The organism is Dysgonomonas sp. ZJ709 (assembly GCF_011039195.1).
Lineage (GTDB): Bacteria > Bacteroidota > Bacteroidia > Bacteroidales > Dysgonomonadaceae > Dysgonomonas.
This window is the reverse complement of the sequence record NZ_JAAKEM010000026.1, coordinates 1-19,162: the sequence shown is the minus strand read 5'-3', so window position 1 is coordinate 19,162 and position 19,162 is coordinate 1. Positions and strand designations below refer to the sequence as shown.

At 37.0% G+C, this 19,162-nt stretch carries 15 protein-coding genes, 1 tRNA gene and 1 pseudogene; 10 read left to right on the top strand and 7 right to left on the bottom strand.

Features of this window, described 5'->3' with window-relative positions:
- Window positions 1–317: 317 nt before the first annotated feature.
- Complete coding sequence (locus G7Y56_RS14680) at window positions 318–1,673, bottom strand: FISUMP domain-containing protein (RefSeq protein ID WP_165026087.1); 1,356 nt, start codon at window positions 1,671–1,673, stop codon at window positions 318–320.
- Between the two features lie 913 nt (window positions 1,674–2,586).
- On the opposite strand from G7Y56_RS14680, the gene G7Y56_RS14675 reads away from it, so the two are divergent.
- From G7Y56_RS14675 to G7Y56_RS14640, 8 genes and pseudogenes are all read left to right on the top strand, one after another.
- Window positions 2,587–3,108, top strand: a complete 522-nt coding sequence (locus G7Y56_RS14675) for a shikimate kinase (RefSeq protein WP_165044599.1) — start codon at window positions 2,587–2,589, stop codon at window positions 3,106–3,108.
- Window positions 3,105–4,748, top strand: a complete 1,644-nt coding sequence (locus G7Y56_RS14670) for a trypsin-like peptidase domain-containing protein (RefSeq protein ID WP_165044597.1) — start codon at window positions 3,105–3,107, stop codon at window positions 4,746–4,748. Before G7Y56_RS14675 ends, G7Y56_RS14670 begins: the two co-directional genes overlap by 4 nt.
- Window positions 4,749–4,755: 7 nt before the next feature.
- Window positions 4,756–6,132, top strand: a complete 1,377-nt coding sequence (gene radA, locus G7Y56_RS14665; protein WP_165044595.1) for a DNA repair protein RadA — start codon at window positions 4,756–4,758, stop codon at window positions 6,130–6,132.
- Window positions 6,133–6,146: 14 nt separating this feature from the next.
- Entirely contained in the window at window positions 6,147–6,779 is a 633-nt protein-coding gene (locus G7Y56_RS14660) for a chloramphenicol acetyltransferase (RefSeq protein ID WP_165044593.1), read from the top strand.
- A 17-nt stretch (window positions 6,780–6,796) separates the two neighbouring features.
- A pseudogene (locus tag G7Y56_RS18675) lies at window positions 6,797–7,972 on the top strand (substrate-binding domain-containing protein).
- A gap of 16 nt (window positions 7,973–7,988) precedes the next feature.
- Window positions 7,989–9,275 (top strand): folylpolyglutamate synthase/dihydrofolate synthase family protein, encoded by a 1,287-nt coding sequence (locus G7Y56_RS14650; RefSeq protein WP_165044591.1) that lies wholly within the window; start codon window positions 7,989–7,991, stop codon window positions 9,273–9,275.
- A gap of 151 nt (window positions 9,276–9,426) precedes the next feature.
- Complete coding sequence (locus G7Y56_RS14645) at window positions 9,427–10,230, top strand: metallophosphoesterase (RefSeq protein WP_165044589.1); 804 nt, start codon at window positions 9,427–9,429, stop codon at window positions 10,228–10,230.
- A complete protein-coding gene (locus tag G7Y56_RS14640) occupies window positions 10,205–10,855 on the top strand; it encodes a hypothetical protein (RefSeq protein WP_165044587.1) in 651 nt (216 codons plus the stop codon). Before G7Y56_RS14645 ends, G7Y56_RS14640 begins: the two co-directional genes overlap by 26 nt.
- Before the next feature lie 52 nt (window positions 10,856–10,907).
- On the opposite strand, the gene G7Y56_RS14635 is transcribed toward G7Y56_RS14640, so the two are convergent.
- The 4 genes from G7Y56_RS14635 to lepA are packed head-to-tail and all read right to left on the bottom strand — an operon-like array spanning window position 10,908 to window position 15,872.
- On the bottom strand, window positions 10,908–11,639 hold the full coding sequence (locus G7Y56_RS14635) for a hypothetical protein (RefSeq protein ID WP_165044585.1): 732 nt from the start codon (window positions 11,637–11,639) through the stop codon (window positions 10,908–10,910).
- A gap of 3 nt (window positions 11,640–11,642) precedes the next feature.
- Window positions 11,643–13,535, bottom strand: a complete 1,893-nt coding sequence (speA, locus tag G7Y56_RS14630) for a biosynthetic arginine decarboxylase (RefSeq protein ID WP_165026108.1) — start codon at window positions 13,533–13,535, stop codon at window positions 11,643–11,645.
- Between the two features lie 37 nt (window positions 13,536–13,572).
- Window positions 13,573–14,079, bottom strand: coding sequence for a flavin reductase (locus G7Y56_RS14625; protein ID WP_165044583.1), 507 nt, complete (start codon window positions 14,077–14,079; stop codon window positions 13,573–13,575).
- A 5-nt stretch (window positions 14,080–14,084) separates the two neighbouring features.
- Window positions 14,085–15,872, bottom strand: a complete 1,788-nt coding sequence (gene lepA, locus G7Y56_RS14620) for a translation elongation factor 4 (protein WP_165026113.1) — start codon at window positions 15,870–15,872, stop codon at window positions 14,085–14,087.
- Window positions 15,873–16,130: 258 nt separating this feature from the next.
- Between lepA and G7Y56_RS14615 the strand changes: the two genes are divergently transcribed.
- A tRNA-Ser gene (locus tag G7Y56_RS14615) sits at window positions 16,131–16,215 on the top strand.
- Window positions 16,216–16,622: 407 nt separating this feature from the next.
- Window positions 16,623–17,792 (top strand): site-specific integrase, encoded by a 1,170-nt coding sequence (locus G7Y56_RS14610; protein WP_255498770.1) that lies wholly within the window; start codon window positions 16,623–16,625, stop codon window positions 17,790–17,792.
- Between the two features lie 418 nt (window positions 17,793–18,210).
- On the opposite strand, the gene G7Y56_RS18670 is transcribed toward G7Y56_RS14610, so the two are convergent.
- Together G7Y56_RS18670 and G7Y56_RS18665 are read right to left on the bottom strand one after the other, a co-directional pair.
- Complete coding sequence (locus G7Y56_RS18670; protein WP_255498769.1) at window positions 18,211–18,534, bottom strand: transposase; 324 nt, start codon at window positions 18,532–18,534, stop codon at window positions 18,211–18,213.
- A 70-nt stretch (window positions 18,535–18,604) separates the two neighbouring features.
- Window positions 18,605–18,949 carry a transposase gene (locus G7Y56_RS18665; protein ID WP_255498768.1) on the bottom strand — a complete coding sequence of 115 codons (345 nt, stop codon included), beginning with the start codon at window positions 18,947–18,949 and terminating at the stop codon, window positions 18,605–18,607.
- Between the last annotated feature and the right edge of the window lie 213 nt (window positions 18,950–19,162).

The window sequence follows — 19,162 nt, the reverse complement described above, 5'->3', positions numbered from 1 at the left end:
ATGAAAATACAACAGAAAAACTTAATTTATTCTGAGGAAAATTGTTCATGAAAATTACTTATATGTCCTTAACGACTGTAAATGTAATTATATATTTTAATTCGTCAAGCAGGTAGGTGAAAAAATGGAAAATCATTTTAATTTTTACTATATTAATTGTATTGGATGAGGAATCCTCTTTGGCTTTTGATATTTAGTTAAAACAAATAAGGAGGCGTTTATTATTTATAATCGTAAAATAACAAATGCCTCCTTTTATAAAGATATCGGACAAAAAAAATCTCTTTAAAGAGTTAAAATGATAAATCTATAAAGTACTAGTTTCTCTTACACCTAACCGAGTGCATGGCGTTCCGCGCAGAGTTGTTCCAGCGGTATCCCTTAGCCTCGGTATTCTGGAGACTCCGACGCCAAGCCAAAGTTGCGCTAGAATTGCTACTAGACCACCAATAGCCTTGCGTGCCGAATTTGTTCGAGCTATCACTGTTACCGGAAAGAAGGCCGTTGAAGCCGCCTTGCGTTACAGGATTGGATGTGCCGCCAGTGGCGGTGGTTCCGTCGGCGGATGTAGTGGATTTCATAGCAGTACCATGGGTTGTGCCACGCCAACTGTAAAGAGCGTAGTCTAATATATTAGCACTACCGATATTAGGCGTAGTACTGAAAAGAGATGTGTTAATGATAATCGCATTCTCCAGATTAGTCCACTCCCTGTCGCTCGGTAAATGCCATCCCGAAGGGCAGATACCCTGTCTTTGAGTTCCTTCGGCAAGTTCACCTTCACTAACTGTACCTTCCTGACCCGTCGCTCCACCCTTGCCATTAGTGGCTGCCGCCCAATTATAAAGTACACCTAACGTGTTTTTATTGGCAGATACTTTATTGGGGTAACCAAAATAGGTTTCAGAATGACTGTAAGTATAATTTTCGGTCAGAATCAAAATAATATCGCCGTTATCACGCACAGGGTCGATAACCTCGGCACGAAGATTATCATTCATCCATACACCATCTTCAAAATAGTCGCCTGTTTCAATTGTAGTGACAGCGTTGCCGGAGACAAGAGTATTGCTGCATGAATAATTTTCCTGTACCTCATAAGTCTTGGTACGATTAGCCAGACCGACATAAAAGCGGGTATAATTGTAGGTCTGTGGCGTATCGCCCCCACGGCTGTCGGTAAATGTGCCGATATAGCCTAAAGGGTATTGGCTGCGGTCTTTATCGGCAGGCCAATTTGTAGGCGAATTCGGATCAAGGAACGTAAAACCATTTAATTTATCCGATTTAAGAATCTTGCTGCCGACAGGTTGTATAGGATAGGGGATAAGCGACTCCCATTTTTCCCCAGTCCATAGGTGAAGCCCGGGACAGATACGATTGGCTGTTTCTTGTGTAGTAGTATTGTAAACCATCAGACCGACATGAGAGGCTTTTAGTGTCTCATAATCAGTTTCACTACCTGTGAGCATAGGGTAAAGATTGGTTAAATCACTAAGTGGTACACGAGGCATACCTAGCCCCTTAGTGGACATACCTTCCTTGTTTTCCTTCAGATCGAGCAGAGCGCCTGCTGAAGGAGCTTCGCCACTACCGATTGTTACCTGGGCATTCACCTTCCACGACAATAAAAAGGCAGTAATTAGCACATAAAATAGTTTTGTCTTCCTCATAAAGTTTTTGAATAAAGTTTTTAATTTGAGCAAATTATAGTTCGCATATAGCAGATAAAGCTGCTTAGATGTTAAGATTGTTAAGTAATCCACGATTTTGGATATAGGCATGTAAAGTCTGTCAACTACATACTTTTGGTTGGCAGCATAAAAAATAAGGGCACACTCAATGCAGCATACCCTTTTAGTAGAAATAAATATATATAGAAAGTTTGTTTTGTAATTTTTATTGTGTAATATATACGCAATATGTGAAAAGAGATGGTAACAAATAACAAAAGGAGAATTGTTATTACGAATTAGAAAAAATAAAAATAGGTAGATTAGTAGATCATTCTCTCTCTCTCTCTCTCTCTCTCTCTCTCTCTCTCTCTCTCTAATAAAATATAGCTAACCTCCAAATTTTCAGCGGAAAAGATGGAGAAAATAGCTATTTTATTTCGAGATAAATTGTTCATTTTATTTGTTTTATTTATATATCCTTAACGGTTGTAAATATAATTATATATTTTAAATTTATCAAATAGATAAGCATTAAATAAAGTATCTATGAGTTGATACCCAGTTTTCTTTATCAGCTTTTTTTGTCATTGCGATATACGGCGAAGATCTCCTGCTATTCTTTAGGTCTAGAATGAATAGATGGCTTCTTTCGAATCGAGATTTTATTGTTCTTTTCCCTATGCTGAACTCACGTTAATTATCCAAAATGTGATTATGTTATTTTTTCTCCCTTTAAAATAACATAATATTTACTCATCGTTATATCTGATAGATATTATTTCCTATTTTTGTGTAATAGCTTAGACTATATTAAGGTCGCAGACCTAAATTATTGCTATCCAAGTATAAAAAAGATTGGTAGTTATAGCTTCAAAATGCGACATTAAATGCATTCTTTTACTTATATGAAATGAAAAGAATTTTTTTAATCGGATATATGGGAACCGGTAAGACCACCGCCGGACGCGAATTAGCAAAAGCTTTGGGAGTGGAGTTTGTCGATATAGACCATTTCATTCAAGCTCGCTATTTAAAGTCAGTCAGTCAGTTATTTGAAGATGTAGGCGAAGCCGAATTCCGAAAGATAGAAAGTAATATACTGAAAGAGGTTGGAGAATTTGAAGATGTTGTTATATCTACGGGTGGTGGTACACCTTGTTTTTTTGACAACATAGACTATATGAATCGGGTAGGGACAACAATTTATTTGAAGGCATCACCCGAAGCTTTATCCTCGCGGCTCAATACATGTAAAGAAAAAAGACCCCTCATAAGAGATAAAAACGAAGAAGAGTTGTATACTTTCGTGGTAGAAAGTTTGCAAAAGAGGGAGCCGTTCTATTCGAAAGCCGATATAATATTCGAAACCGAAGAGCTTGTCAATAGAGAGGATGTGGACAAATATATTCAACAATTAATAGCCAAATTATGAGAAATAATTCTGTGAATAAACTGCTTTTAGGTTTATTCCTACTGTTTAGTCTGAATATATCAGCCCAGCAAACTGCACATACATTTAATAGTGATAAATCAGTTGTTACACTCCAGATCGATGTAGACAAAGCCAGATTGGATAAGGAAGATGAAATGGCGAAGCAAATCGGAACTCCTATGCGTATAGCTATTCTTTATCCTTTATTCTTAGATGCTATCAGCATCGGTAAATGGGACGTTTTATCCAATTCGAAAAAAACATGGAAACTGACGATAGAGGCACCTAAATCTCATGGTGTGACTGTGCGTTATGATGATTTTTATATTCCACAGGGCGGTACATTGTACGTTTATAACGAAGATTCATCTTATGATACGAAAGTTTATGCCCACAAAAGTAATCCCAATGGCGGTTTTTATTCTACTGAAACACTGTCGGGGGATAAAATAACATTGGAATATGTAACTTCTTCCGATCAGACTGAAATGCCACGGTTTCAAATAAGTAGCATAGGGTATAAGTACAGGGATCTAAGCGATGTTTTCGTTACACCTGATAGTAAATTGAGATCGTTTAACGACTCACGTAATGTGTGTATCCCTAATATCAATTGCCCTGAAGGGGATGAATGGCAGAATCAGAAAAAAGGTGTTGTCCGTTTGTTAACAACAATAGGAAGCTCTACTTATTTCTGTTCAGGTACATTAGTAAATAATGCTAATAAAGATAAAACGCCTTATTTGCTTTCTGCATATCATTGTTTCAATGTTAATGGTAGAACAGCTACAATGGAACGCACGGAAATATATTTTGACGATGAGTTTGTAACATGTGAAAATCAAACAACGAGACCTGAATCAAAGAAACTGATCGGGGCAGAGTCTTTAGTGATGAATCCTATAGTAGGAGGTTCGGATGGTGCATTGATAAAACTGACACAAGAGATCGATCCTGCGTGGAAGGTACATTACAATGGATGGGATACCGAAAATCAGGATTATGTAAATCTAAGTGGTGCTGTTATTCAACATCCTTTAGGTGATGTAAAAAAAATAGCTTTATTTACGACACCGTTAGTTACAACCAGCTGGGCTGAATCGGAGGGTTCGTCTGCGCCGAATGCTCATTGGTTGGTAAGATATTCTAGAGGTGTTACTCAGGGTGGTTCGTCGGGTTCTCCTATTTTCAATCAGAATGGGCTTGTAGTAGGTACGCTGACAGGAGGATCTTCTAGTTGTACTAATACATCTGCCACAGATTCTTATGGTAAATTCGCTTATCATTGGAATAAATCGAGTGATCCTGACCTTTGGATGAAGAAATACTTAGACCCTAATAATACAGGCATAACAAAGCTGTCGGGAATGGACTCGTCGGGTGCGACAGACCCCGATCCGCAGCCTATTGACAGACCAAATGTTGTAGTCTTTTGGGATGGTGAAGATCTTTATGTAACAGCAAAAGATATATTAAAAACAGTCAGAGTTTATAATCTGTCGGGATACGAAGTTTATTCTCAGAGGGAGTTTAGTTCGTCGACACACCGCATTCCTACCAGTGCGTGGAATAGAGGTGTTTATATTGTATCAGTGGATGCACAAAGTGGTATCTCGAAAACAAAAAAAGTGGTAAAGTAATACTCGAATGGCAAAGACTAAAACGAAGACAGCATTTGTATGCACCAGCTGTGGTAACGATTCTCCTAAATGGCTCGGCAAATGCCCTGTCTGTGGAGAATGGAACAGCTATGTCGAAGAAATTATAAGTACCGGAAAAGATAGCCTTGCAAAGGGTGGACTCAATATATTTGCGACATCAAAAGCCAAACCTCTTCTATTGAAAGATGTAGAAACTGCTGATGAACCCCGTATCGATTTACAGGATGGCGAATTCAATCGGGTATTAGGTGGCGGCCTTGTACCGGGGTCGTTAGTATTGATTGGCGGTGAACCGGGTATTGGTAAATCGACATTAGTTCTACAAACGGTATTAGGACTGAAAGATGTAAAGACTCTTTACATATCGGGAGAGGAGAGCGCACGCCAGTTGAAACTACGTGCCGACCGTATCAACTCCAATAGCGAGAACTGCTTTATTGTCTGTGAAACGAATCTGGAACAAATATTTGTCCATTTGCAGAATACAAAGCCCGACTTTGTTATTATAGATTCTATACAGACAATCTTTACCGATACTGTAGAATCTTCGCCGGGTAGCGTATCACAAGTACGCGAGTGTTCGGTAGCGATACTCAAATTTGCGAAAGAAACCAGCACACCTGTAGTCCTTATCGGTCACATCAATAAAGAAGGTAGTATAGCAGGTCCTAAAGTACTCGAACATATTGTAGATACAGTATTGCAGTTCGAAGGTGATCAACACTATATGTACCGTATTCTTCGCAGTATCAAAAACCGTTTTGGTAGCACAGCCGAGCTTGGTATTTACGAAATGCGCCAAAGCGGATTGCGTGAAGTAAGCAATCCATCTGAATTGCTATTGACCCAGAATCACGAAGGGCTTAGCGGCGTATCTATTGCTGCTGCTATAGAAGGTATTCGTCCGTTTCTGATAGAGACACAAGCACTGGTAAGTACAGCAGCTTACGGTACGCCACAGCGTTCGGCTACGGGATTCGATCTTCGCCGCATGAACATGCTTTTGGCCGTATTGGAGAAACGTGCAGGTTTTAAGCTTATTCAGAAAGATGTATTTCTTAATATAGCAGGAGGATTGAAGGTTAACGATCCTGCAATGGACTTATCGGTTATTAGTGCTGTACTGTCGTCCAGCCTCGATATTTCGATAGAGAAACATGTTTGCATGACAGGCGAAGTTGGTTTGTCAGGCGAGATACGTCCGGTAAACCGTATAGAACAACGTATTCTGGAAGCTGAGAAATTAGGCTTCTCTAAAATATTAGTGCCGCAAAATAATTTGAAAGGATTTACGTCGAAAGTTAATATCGAAATTATTCAGGTGAGGAAAGTCGAAGAAGCTTTCAGACAATTATTTGGATAGGAGATTAAATTAAGATGAAAAAATATTTAGATATAGATTCGTGGAATAGAAAAGAGCATTTTCATTTCTTCAAAGGCTTCGATGATCCATTTTTCGGATTGACTGTCGATGTTGATTTTACGAATGTATATAATAAAACGAAGAGGGAGAAAGGTTCATTCTTTATCGACTCGCTATACACCATAATGTGTGCTGTAAACCAATCGGAACCATTCCGTTATCGTATCGAAGATGATAAAGTGGTTTGTTACGATAAGATTCATATCTCGTCGACGATAGGGCGTGATGATGGTACATTTGGCTTTTCGTTGTTTGAATATGATATAAATAAGGATATCTTTATCGAAAATGCGCACCAAGCTATTGAAAAGGTTAAAAAATCGTCGGGTCTTATGCTTTCTGAAGATATGAACAGACTGGATGTGGTACATTTCTCTCCTGTTCCGTGGTTTCGTTTTACAGATATGAAGCATGCAACTTCTTTTGGTAGAGTAGGTTCTCCGCCAAAGATATCGACAGGGCAATTGTATCAAGATGGGCAATGCTTGAAATTGCCTGTTTCGATAACTGTAAACCATGCGTTGATGGATGGGCTGCATGTCGCTCAATTTCTGGATATACTCAATGATTGTATTATCGCAAATTAATTTATTAATTAAGTAAAATGCAAAAAAAAGCACTGAGGGTTATTGTATCGATTGTACTGATATTGCTATTAGCATTTGTCGGCTTTTGCGCACTTATCGGTTTTGCTTTTAGCGGACAATCTGCATTTTATAGTCCGTTCATACTTACATTGTTTTCATTGTTAAGTATATGGCTTATTGTTTGGGCACTGAAGTTTTTGAAAACTAAGATAGTAGTGGGTTCGTTTATTGCTATTCTCTTATCTGCCGCCATTGCTGTGACAATATATGAAGTTCGGAAGAGCTATATAAATAGTATTCCTACAATAGATGATCAGGGTGTAAATCTAGTTGATTATCAGCCTTTTGATAAAGACAGTAAAGTTGCACTGCTTGATGGTGAATCGACACTGAAATTTGAAGACAACTTACCACGTATAGATGGAGCGACAGCGTTATATCCTTTATATTCGGCATTCGTTCAGGCAACATATCCTGAGGGTGAATATAACCCATACAGGAGTATTGTAATGAGTAATACTACTCCCGAAGCCTATCGACGGCTTTTAGATGGAGAAGTAGATGTTATATTCTGTGCTGCGCCATCGAAAGCACAAATAGAAGAGGCAGAGAGTGAAGGTAAAACTTTTATCCTCCGTCCCATTGGTCGCGAAGCCTTTGTATTTTTCGTAAATATTAATAATCCTGTGGATGAACTCTCAGTGGAACAGATATAGGACATATATTCCGGAAAAATAACGAATTGGCGTCAACTTGGAGGAGATAATCAGTATATTAAGGCATTTCAGCGACCAAAGAATAGCGGAAGTCAGACAATGCTCGAAAAAATAATGGAAGGTGCACCACTCATATCGCCACCTCTAAAAGATGTGGCAACAGGGATGGGTGGTATAATTCATCAAACGGCGGAATATAAAAACTTCAATAGTGCTATCGGTTATACTTTTCTGTTCTTTGCAACAGAGATGATTGGTAATAATCAAATAAAGCTGCTGAAAGTAAATGGTGTTTATCCGGATAAAGCATCTATAAAGAATAACGAATATCCTTTTGTAGGTGACTTCTATGCTGTAACTTTAGATACCCAAAACGAAAATGTGACCAAGCTTATAGATTGGATAATTTCCGATCAGGGACAATCTCTTGTAGAGAAAACAGGATATGCATCATTGTCTACGGGCAAGATTCCTTAAACTAATAATTAAAGTCGTGACATATAAAGAAACAATTGAATATCTATATAACCAACTACCCGTATATCAAAAGGTAGGGGGGCTCGCATATAAAGAAGGACTAGACAATAGCCTGAAATTAGATGCTTATTTCTCTCATCCCCATCGTAAGTACAAAACCATACATGTGGCAGGTACTAACGGCAAGGGTTCTACGTCACATTTATTAGCTGCTGTTTTGCAGGAATCGGGTTACAAGGTCGGATTATATACTTCACCTCATTTAGTCGATTTCAGAGAACGCATACGTGTTAACGGTGAGAAAATATCGGAACAGTATATTGTGGATTTCGTCGAGGAACACCGTGAAGCATTCGAACCGATTCAACCTTCTTTTTTTGAATTGACTATGATGATGTCTTTTCTCTATTTTGCCGAAATGGATGTAGATGTCGCTATCATCGAAGTTGGTTTAGGCGGACGATTGGATAGTACGAATATAATTACACCCGATTTGAGTGTGATAACTAATATCAGCCTCGATCATGTTCAGTTTTTAGGAGATACTATCGAAAAGATTGCGGTGGAGAAGGCTGGTATAATAAAGCAAAATATTCCTGTAATTATCGGCGAGGCAAAAGAAAGTGTAAGAGAAGTCTTTGAAAATACAGCCGAAAGGGTAGGAGCTCCTATCTTTTTTGCCGAAGATGAAAAACTAATTTTATCCAGTTTAAAGACTGCGAGCGGCTGGTTGTTCGACACAAAGCATTATTCGCATCTCAAAGGCGAACTGTCGGGTTATGCGCAACTAAAAAATGCAGCAACTGTATTATGTGCCATTAAAGAACTGCAAAAAATAGGATATAAAATACCATCGAAGGCTGTTTATAGCGGTTTTGCTTACGTAACAGAATTGACAGGGTTGATGGGACGCTGGCAGATCATTCAAGAGCTGCACCCTAAGATTGTTTGTGATACAGGACATAATGTAGCCGGAATAAAATATATAGTTGAACAGTTGGTTAACGAAAAATACAACACGCTGCATATTGTGCTGGGTATGGTGAACGATAAGGATATTTCGTCTGTATTATCTTTGCTACCTAAGAAAGCGATATATTACTTCACTAAAGCATCTATTCCACGGGCTATCAACGAACGTGAATTAGAAACTATGGGACGAAAATTAGGGCTGACAGGGTATTCATATCCTACTGTTGCTGACGCTATTATTGCTGCAAAAGAATGGGCTGCACCGAACGATTTTATATTTATCGGGGGTAGTAATTTTATTGTAGCCGATGCATTAGAAGCCCTGAGTTAATTTATTAAACCTGCCCTATTTAGATCAATTATACATTATTATTATGTTAAAATAAAAGAGAAAATACCCTCGATATTCTCTTTTGAATACGGCTCAAACCCTTTCCCTGCCTAATAATTCGTAACATTGTGTGTATTTTAATAGACATGCAATGAACAAAATTTTACTTATTCCATTACTCCTTTTTTTGAGCTATGGATGTGATATGATTGAATATCATCCTTATGACGGACGAATAACCGGAGAAACAGACATCAACAACAAAAACATAGTACGTATAGAAAATGCTTGTGCCGGAAAAACGACTATCCGATATGCTTTCATGGGTGACACCCAACGGGCTTTAGCCGACACCGAAGATTTCGTGAAAACAATTAATAATCGCACGGATATCGATTTTGTGATACACGGTGGAGATGTAGCTGACTTCGGACTTACCAAAGAATTTATATGGACACGAGATATAATGAACAAATTGGTTGTTCCTTATGTCGTATTAATTGGTAATCACGACTGTTTGGCTAATGGAGAGGAGGTATTCACTCAAATATTCGGTAATCCGAATTTTTCATTTATGGCAGGCAATACCAAGTTTATATGCCTTAATACTAATGCTTTAGAATACGATTATTCCCGCCCCGTACCTGATTTTGCATTTATGAAAGAGCAATTGGAGGAACAATGCGATGCTCACGAGAAGACAGTTTTTGCAATGCATGTAAGACCTTCTTCAGAACAATTTAATAACAATGTTGCCGAAATATTTCAGGACTATATAAAGAAATTTCCTGATTTACAATTCTGTATGAATGCGCATGACCATAATATAAACATAGACGACTTGTTTGGTGATGGAATCATCTATTATGGTTCGCCGAGTATGGCCAAACGCAAATACTTTCTTTTTACATTAAACTCTGATAACAGTTATGATTTTGAAGTGGTTGAATTTTAATCGCAAAATATGCATCGTTTTTGTATTGTCGATTTCTCCTTTCATCGTGTCTACTGCTCAGAACGGTTATGATGTACGTGTTGAAAAATATAATTCTACGTGGCAAAAGCTTATTCCCAGATATATGAAAATGCAATATGCTGGAGGAATGGGTTTCTTATCTTTAGGAACAGGTTGGGATTATGGCAAGAATAAGCAATGGGAGACTGATGTATTTATGGAGTATCTGCCAAAATTTTCGACTGACAACTCGAAAATTACGTTTACGTTGAGGCAGAATTTTATGCCTTGGAATACAAAAATAAATGATAAATTCTCATTCGAGCCTTTAGCAACAGGTTTGTATGTAAATACTATTCTGGGAGATGATTTTTGGGTTCACGAACCGGATCGTTACCCGAAGGGTTATTATGGTTTTTCTACAAAAATGCGTTTTAATATTTATGCAGGTCAACGAATAACCTATAATATTCCTCATGACAAGCGCAGTATAGCCAAATCATTTACCTTCTATTATGAGATTAGTTCGAATGATCTTTATCTTGTTAACGCTTTTACAGATAGTTATTGGGGACCGAAGAATTATCTGAGACTATCTTTTGGAATAAAGATGCAGATATTATAAAATAAGAAAGGCGTAAATTAATTTACGCCTTTCTTTATCAATTGTTTGATTTTTACTTTTTAGTAGTAATCTCAATGTCGAGACTATTGTCTGACTTTAAGAATTTAGATGCAGAATATTCAACTATAACAGTCTTTCCATCTTGCGATATTAAAGCATCTGAATTATTTGCTTTATCGACTTTTTCGGGGAAGTGATACTTAATGGTCATCTTACCTTGCGAAAACATCTTTGATATCATATCATTCTTGTTACCGGCAGCTTCATTTACAATCTGAGAAAGATCTAATTTTCTCTTCATTGTCTTGCCGTCCCATGTAAAAGAAGATGTATTAGTAAGCCTGTCAATACCGATATTACTATTTTTCATACCTTCTTTCTTACCTTTCTCTTGCAACTTATTAATCGAAACCAGAGCTTTGTTAAGAGCTTCTACATTCGTAAAGTCACCAAACATAGTAATTGTAAGAATTTGATTAGCCTTATCGTTTCGCATCTCAAGAAAAAGAGGAGTAATATTTTCGATATCTTCCTTGTTTTCTATCAGTAGCTTCGAAGAACCTCCTTTTTGCTTCAAGAGATCGACTACCGAGATGATACTATCAGACGGTAAGTCTCCTGCTTTATCGGCAGCGTCGGGGATCATAGCAAGTATTTCGCTGGCATCGAATTTTATCTCATACCTTACCTGACCATCCTGTTTGAAGTAAACATCTTCATAGATGGAACAGCTGGTTAATAATAAGGTGGAAGTAAAAAATAGCGTATATAGTATCGTTTTCATCTATTATTCTAAATAAGTATATCCGTATAGCCCTGAACGATAATTAGACAAAAATTCTTTTCCTTCTTCTACCGTGATCGAACCTTGCTTCACACAGGTAGTAACCCAAGTTTCTACTGTACGTACAAGTTTCTTCGCGTTATATTGAGCATACTCAAGTACTTCGGCTACAGTCTCTCCATCGATCATTTGCTCTATCTTGTATCCGTTTTCGTCTACCGAAACGTGTACAGCATTGGTATCACCAAATAGATTGTGTAAATCGCCTAATATCTCTTGATATGCACCTACAAGGAATGCACCCAAGTAGTAGCTTTCGTTCTTCTTCTTGTTGTGAACAGGAAGATAAGATGATTGGTTACCATTCGATATGAAGTTGTCGATCTTGCCATCCGAGTCACACGTAATGTCTTGAAGTGTAGCTGTCCTGTCAGGACGTTCGTCGTGACGATGTATCGGTATAATTGGGAATACCTGATCTATTGCCCACGAATCGGGTAAGGATTGAAATAGCGAAAAATTACAGAAATATTTGTCTGGAAGAAGTTTCGACAATTGTTTCAACTCTTCCGGAGAATGTTTCGAACGACCTGCTATTTGGAATATTTCACGTGCAATAGAGAAGTATAAACGTTCTACTTGCGCTCTTGTTTTAAGCGTAAGCATACCAAGACTGAACAAATCGAGAGATTCTTCCCTTATTTGTTGGGCATCATGCCATGCTTCGAGCATACGAGATTGGCTTAGATCATCCCATATCTGATACAACTCTTTTACCAGTTCGTGATCATCTTCTGCGATTTCTTCATCCTCTTTCCATTCAGGAAGCGTTGTTGTTTCAAGCGCCTCGAAAACAAGAATAGAGTGGTGGGCTGTAAGAGAACGTCCCGATTCTGTAATAATATGAGGATGTGGGATTTCGTTCTTGTTTGCAGCTTCTACCATCGTCGCGATAGAGTCGTTCACATATTCTTGTATCGAATAGTTAACGCTGCTTTCGCTGTATGATGAACGTGTACCGTCATAGTCTACGCCAAGACCTCCGCCAATATCGACAAACTCTACTTTATACCCAATTTCGTGTAATTGAACATAAAATTGTGCTGCTTCGCGAAGAGCTGTTTTTATACGGCGTATTTTAGTTACCTGACTACCGATATGGAAATGAATAAGACGAAGTGATTCTTTCATATTATTCTTTTCAAGGAATGCAAGAGCTTCTAATAGTTCACTCGAATTTAATCCGAACTTGCTACCATCGCCACCCGATTCTTCCCATTTACCACTACCAGAGCTGGCTAGTTTGATACGAATACCTATATTAGGAACTATTTTAAGTCTCTTCGCTATTTTTGTTATAAGAGAAAGCTCATTTAGTTTTTCAACCACAATGAACACTCGCTTACCCATTTTTTGTGCAAGAAGGGCAAGTTCGATATAGCTTTCATCTTTATATCCGTTGCATATAATTAGCGAATTGGGATCGGTGTTTATTGCTATTACAGCATGAAGTTCGGGTTTAGAGCCGGCTTCTAGTCCGATATTGAATTTCTTACCATGACTTACAAGTTCCTCTACTACCGGACGCATCTGATTTACTTTAATAGGGTAAATAAGGTGATTCTGTCCTTCGTAGTTATATTCTTTAGCGGCTTGTTTAAAGCACGTCGATATCTTTTCGATTCTGTTATCCAGAATATCCGGAAAACGAACCAAAACAGGAGCTGATATATCACGAAGTTGTAATTCGTCTATAAGCTCTTTCAAATCAACAGCAACTCCGTCTTTTCTAGGTGTTACTATTACATTACCTTTCTCGTTGATTGAAAAGTAATTTATACCCCATCCCGAGATGTTGTATAACTCTATCGAGTCCTCAATGCGCCATTTTCTCATTTCTTTCTATAAAAAGCTGTTTTAATAGTGGATAATCTTATTTATTTTCCAAAACTTTGGTTATTTCACCTATATACAATATATGGAAATCTTTTTCGGGAAACCAGCGATCTATGATTGCTTTATCCAGAAAGAATTCACCACCCATAGGTTGTGCGTATAATTTTTTAGCAAAGATAGCTGTTTCGGCTTCTTCAAAATAAGGAATATTATTGTCTAAAGCAACAGTGAATCCTGCTTTTGCTATTTTATCTTCGTCTCGGCCTGATGTCTTACCTAAATAACTTAGTGTTTTCAGGTGTTTTTTATCAAAGAATGTAAGCGAAAACGAATCGGCATTATCTACAAATTCCTTCGTGTATCGTTGTGGACGTATAACAACAAAGACTACTTCTTTGTTCCACATCACCCCGAAACCTCCCCAACTGGCAGTCATGGTGTTGGTTATACCATCTTTCTGTGCCGAGATAAGCATCCATTTATTTTTGATCTCAAATGGATTGAGGGTAAAGTCCTTTATATCTTTTTCTATGAAATTGCTCATACTGTTTAGTCTAACTTCAATACTGCCAAGAATGCTTTTTGAGGAACTTCTACATTACCTACTTGCTTCATTCGTTTCTTACCTTCTTTTTGTTTTTCTAATAGTTTACGTTTACGGGAAATATCGCCCCCGTAACATTTTGCCGTAACATCTTTACGTACAGCCTTAATTGTTTCACGAGCTATTATTTTTGCTCCTATGGCCGCTTGTATTGCTATATCAAATTGTTGGCGTGGGATTAGCTCTTTCAGTTTCTCGCACATACGACGACCAAAGTTTACGGCATTGTCTACGTGTGTCAACGTAGAGAGTGCATCTACAGGCTCGCCATTTAGGAGGATATCCATTTTTACAAGTTTTGCTTCACGGTAGTCATTCATATGATAATCGAATGAAGCATAACCTTTCGATATACTTTTCAATTTGTCGTAAAAGTCAATTACAATCTCGCCCAGAGGCATGTCGTAAGTTATTTCGATACGGTCGCCCGATATATATTCTTGTTTCAGTAAAATTCCTCGTTTACCCAGACACAAGCTCATTATCGATCCGATATATGCTGTATTGGTAATTACCGACGCGCGTATATATGGTTCTTCGATAAAGTCAACCAAGGTAGGTTCGGGAAGACCTGATGGGTTGTGAACTTCCTTTACATTTCCTTTTTTGTCATGGACAAGGTACGATACGTTTGGTACAGTGGTTATCACATCCATATTGAATTCTCTATCCAATCGCTCCTGTATTATCTCCATATGCAATAGACCTAAGAATCCACAACGGAATCCAAAGCCCAGAGCTACGGATGATTCGGGTTGGAAGGTAAGGGAAGCATCATTCAGTTGAAGTTTTTCTAACGAAGCACGCAAATCTTCGAAATCTTCACTTTCGATGGGATATACTCCGGCAAATACCATTGGTTTTACTTCCTCGAATCCATCAATTGCAGTTTTACATGGATTTTTCACATGGGTTATCGTATCACCAACTTTAACTTCTTTCGATGTTTTGATCCCGGATATAATGTAACCTACATCTCCACAGGTAACTTCCTTTTGAGGTGACATGGTAAGTTTAAGAACACCTACTTCGTCAGCATTATATTCTTTTCCGGTAGCAAAGAATTTTACAAGATCGCCTTTTTTGATACTACCATTGACTACTTTGAAGTATGCGATGATTCCACGGAATGAGTTAAATACCGAGTCGAAAATCAAAGCTTGCAGGGGAGCTTCAGGGTCGCCTTTGGGAGCATGTATGCGTTCTATAATCGCATCGAGTATAGTGTATACACCCTCTCCAGTTTTACCGCTGGCTCTAATTATTTCGTCGCGCTTGCAACCTAGAAGTTCGATGATCTGATCTTCTACTTCATCGGGCATAGCGCTCGGAAGGTCTATTTTATTTAGTATGGGAATAATCTCAAGATCATTTTCTATCGCCATGTATAGATTGGATATTGTTTGAGCTTGTATTCCTTGTGCAGCATCAACAATAAGTAACGCACCTTCGCAGGCTGCGATAGAGCGTGACACTTCGTACGAGAAATCGACGTGCCCGGGAGTATCTATAAGATTCAAGATATATTCTTCGTCTTTATAGATATATTTCATTTGTATGGCATGGCTTTTTATCGTGATTCCACGTTCGCGCTCCAAATCCATGTTGTCAAGCACTTGGGCTTGCATTTCTTTTCCTTCGACAGTTCTTGTATATTCTAGTAGTCTGTCGGCAAGTGTACTTTTTCCGTGGTCGATATGAGCAATGATGCAAAAATTTCGTATTCTATTCATCCGATATAATGAGTTCTATTTTGATGTCTTTTTATACTTATACTAATAACCCTAAATTACGAAGCGCAAATATACATAAAGATATCAAAATAGCATGTGTGTTAGATGTTATATATTACTATTTGTGAGTATGGAGTAGGGTAGGCGATATGATTTGTAGAAGAAAAATATAAAAAAGCTTCGTTTTTATTTTGAAGTTTAAAAAAAGTACATATCTTTGCATCGCTTTTGAAGGAAAGCACTGTGCTAATAAGCACTGGAGAGATGGCAGAGTGGTCGATTGCGGCGGTCTTGAAAACCGTTGTACTGTGAGGTACCGGGGGTTCGAATCCCTCTCTCTCCGCTGGAACAAAAAGATAAGATGTAAACCCTTGGAAATCATTGATTTTCAAGGGTTTTTCTTTAGGAGATGTATGGAATCGAACCCTCGGAGATTTAAACGATCTAAGTGATTGTTTATTAATATTTTAGATAGTTGAAGACATTCAATCTTCTCAAAATAAGTCATAAAATAGCACCTTTATTCACATAAATTCGTTACAAAATCGTTACATTCTTTCAATTAGTAATTTCCCACGATTAAGCCACTAATGTCTTATTATCAATTGTTTAATGAATATTTATAACTATTTGATAAAACCAATCGTTTTTTTGAAGATATTCCATATATTTCTGACTAACAATTAAATGTCTAGTCATATGCGAAACACTTTTTCAATCTTGTTTTTTATAAAGAAGAACTCTTCAAAAATGGAATATCCTCAAACAATTATTGCACGTATTACCGTAAATGGAAAAAGTGTAGAAGTGAATACAGGTGTAAAAAGTTATATTCATCAGTGGAATGCTAAGAGACACCAAATTATTGGCAAAACAAAAGAAACAAATCAGAAAAACAGGACGTTGGACAATGTTCGAATTAAAATTAATCAAATTTATTATAAACAAACTTTGTATGCCGAATCTACTACGGCAAAAACAATTAAAGATTGCTATACTGGTGCAGATAAAGATTTTCATTATATATTATCCCTATTCTCAAAACATAATGAAAAAATACAAAAGCAAATTGATATCTGCAAGTCTGCGGCAACATATCAAAAATATGAAGTAACACGTAAACATTTAGCCTCCTATATTAAGAATGGATGGAAGACAGAGGATATTCCTATAACTAGAATAAGTTATCGCTTTATCTGCGATTTTGAAACTTATCTCAAAACAGAAGCAAAATGTGGGCATAATACCACAGCTAAATTTATGCAACTTTTTAAGCGAATTATTATTATAGCACTGAATGATAATTATATAAAAATAAATCCTTTTCAGAATTATCAAATAAAACTTCGACAAGTTGATCGAGAATTTTTAACAATGGAAGAATTAGAGAAGATTATCAACAAAGAGTTTCCAATAAAGCGATTGGAGATTATTCGGGATTTATTTATTTTTTCATCTTTCACAGGGTTAGCTTATATCGATCTGAAAAACCTTAAGAAAGAACACTTATATGCTTCTATCGACGGAAACTTATGGATAAGAATAAACAGACAGAAAACAAAAGAAATGTCGAGTATAAGATTATTTGATATCCCTAAACAATTAATCCTAAAATATAATGATCCTCAATCAGAATATTTATTTCCTGTCCCCAGTAACCAAAAAGTTAATGCATATTTGAAAGAGGTTGCAGACCTATGCAATATTAAAAAGGATATAACCTTCCATGTAGCCCGTCATACAATGGCTACCACTATTGGGCTTGAAAATGGCTTGCCAATTGAAAGTCTGGCTAAAATGCTAGGGCATGCAAACATTAAAACAACTCAAATTTATGCAAAAATAACTGATTTGAAACTGAATAAAGATATGGACAATCTGGAGAGACAATTAACAAAGACAACAATCCTATCATTATAAATACTCGAGATACTTATAGGTGTGTATATTTTAATTTAGAATATCATAAGTCTGAAAAAAATATGGATTTTTACCTAGATTATAGGTTATATAGAGGAAAGAGATTAGGGAGTGTCAGTTGGTGACAAATACAAAAAAAATCATGCAACTCGGTATCGCTCATGGGGTGCAATCTTTTTTTTAATAAAACATATATAATTTTATGTCTGGATATACTTCTTAATACTGCTATTGCTCATCTATTTACTTTGGAAGAGTGGGCAAACCTATAATGATGATCAATAAACTTCCAAGAATGAAGAGATAGTATTTTCCTTCGTCTTGGACAAAATACTGATTTTCTTTTAAAAAAGAAGATTATGAATCCTTTTGCAGAAAACATAATCTTCTTAGAGTCTGTTTAAATTTTATTCAACAATTATTTTATAGAAGCAATTTTGACCATCTCTTCAGCTGAGTCAAAAGTTGTTTCATAGATTCGACATAACCTTCTGTTATAATCAAACCAGGCAAAAGTACGTTCAATGACCCAACGTTTTTTAATTGGTCTAAATCCTTGATTCTTATATCCACTAATGACCACTTGTAAGACATATCCACATGTATCCCTTATATTTTCAGCCAGTTCTCCTCTATATCCGCTATCAGCGATTATCGTTGTTACGGGCGAGCATAATTCTTTAAGCCCACGCATCAAAAGACTTGCCGCTTTACTGTCATGAACATTAGCTACCGTAACCATTACTGCTATTTAAAATCTTTTCTTGTTAACTACAACATGTCGTTTTATGCCTTTCACCTTCTTGTTGCCATCAATTCCATTGAGTGACTTGTTTATTACCCCATCGTACACTTTGACTATCCATTATAGCCAGAGAGACGGACGCTTTTTGATGACGTTTAATCCGAATCTTTTCCCGTAAACTACTTAATAATAAGTCGAATTTCTCTAAATCAGACCATTTATGAAAGTAATAATAGATCAATTCCCATTTAGGATATTCTTTGGGGAGCATCCGCCATTGACAACCTGTTCGTACTAAATAGAATATGCCATTCCATATGGCTTTGATTTCATGTTTTCTTTTTCTTTCTTGTAGTAATAGAACTTTTTCGATAAATTGCCACTGGGTTTCCATTATGTCTGTCGGATACATTTCTTATTAGTTTAGTCACTTCAAAGAAACATCCTTTAGATTATTTACGGAAACTGTATAATATAATTGAAAAGTAGTCCACTTAGTAATTGAAAAGTATACCACTAAGTGTCTCGGATGAGATTGGCTAAAGATATTTATTCTTCATCAGGTTGTAACATTTTTTTAGTTTCTTTAACTCTGTACGACTGTCCATTCATGTTGATAAGGTAT

Excerpts from the sequence above, each read along its gene's own strand:
- G7Y56_RS14680 (WP_165026087.1), bottom strand. The coding sequence starts at position 1,673 with ATGAGGAAGACAAAACTATTTTATGTGCTAATTACTGCCTTTTTATTG.
- G7Y56_RS14675 (WP_165044599.1), top strand. The coding sequence starts at position 2,587 with ATGAAAAGAATTTTTTTAATCGGATATATGGGAACCGGTAAGACCACC.
- G7Y56_RS14670 (WP_165044597.1), top strand. The coding sequence starts at position 3,105 with ATGAGAAATAATTCTGTGAATAAACTGCTTTTAGGTTTATTCCTACTG.
- radA (WP_165044595.1), top strand. The coding sequence starts at position 4,756 with ATGGCAAAGACTAAAACGAAGACAGCATTTGTATGCACCAGCTGTGGT.
- G7Y56_RS14660 (WP_165044593.1), top strand. The coding sequence starts at position 6,147 with ATGAAAAAATATTTAGATATAGATTCGTGGAATAGAAAAGAGCATTTT.
- G7Y56_RS14645 (WP_165044589.1), top strand. The coding sequence starts at position 9,427 with ATGAACAAAATTTTACTTATTCCATTACTCCTTTTTTTGAGCTATGGA.
- G7Y56_RS14640 (WP_165044587.1), top strand. The coding sequence starts at position 10,205 with ATGATTTTGAAGTGGTTGAATTTTAATCGCAAAATATGCATCGTTTTT.
- G7Y56_RS14635 (WP_165044585.1), bottom strand. The coding sequence starts at position 11,639 with ATGAAAACGATACTATATACGCTATTTTTTACTTCCACCTTATTATTA.
- speA (WP_165026108.1), bottom strand. The coding sequence starts at position 13,535 with ATGAGAAAATGGCGCATTGAGGACTCGATAGAGTTATACAACATCTCG.
- G7Y56_RS14625 (WP_165044583.1), bottom strand. The coding sequence starts at position 14,079 with ATGAGCAATTTCATAGAAAAAGATATAAAGGACTTTACCCTCAATCCA.
- lepA (WP_165026113.1), bottom strand. The coding sequence starts at position 15,872 with ATGAATAGAATACGAAATTTTTGCATCATTGCTCATATCGACCACGGA.
- G7Y56_RS14610 (WP_255498770.1), top strand. The coding sequence starts at position 16,623 with ATGGAATATCCTCAAACAATTATTGCACGTATTACCGTAAATGGAAAA.
- G7Y56_RS18670 (WP_255498769.1), bottom strand. The coding sequence starts at position 18,534 with ATGGTTACGGTAGCTAATGTTCATGACAGTAAAGCGGCAAGTCTTTTG.
- G7Y56_RS18665 (WP_255498768.1), bottom strand. The coding sequence starts at position 18,949 with ATGTATCCGACAGACATAATGGAAACCCAGTGGCAATTTATCGAAAAA.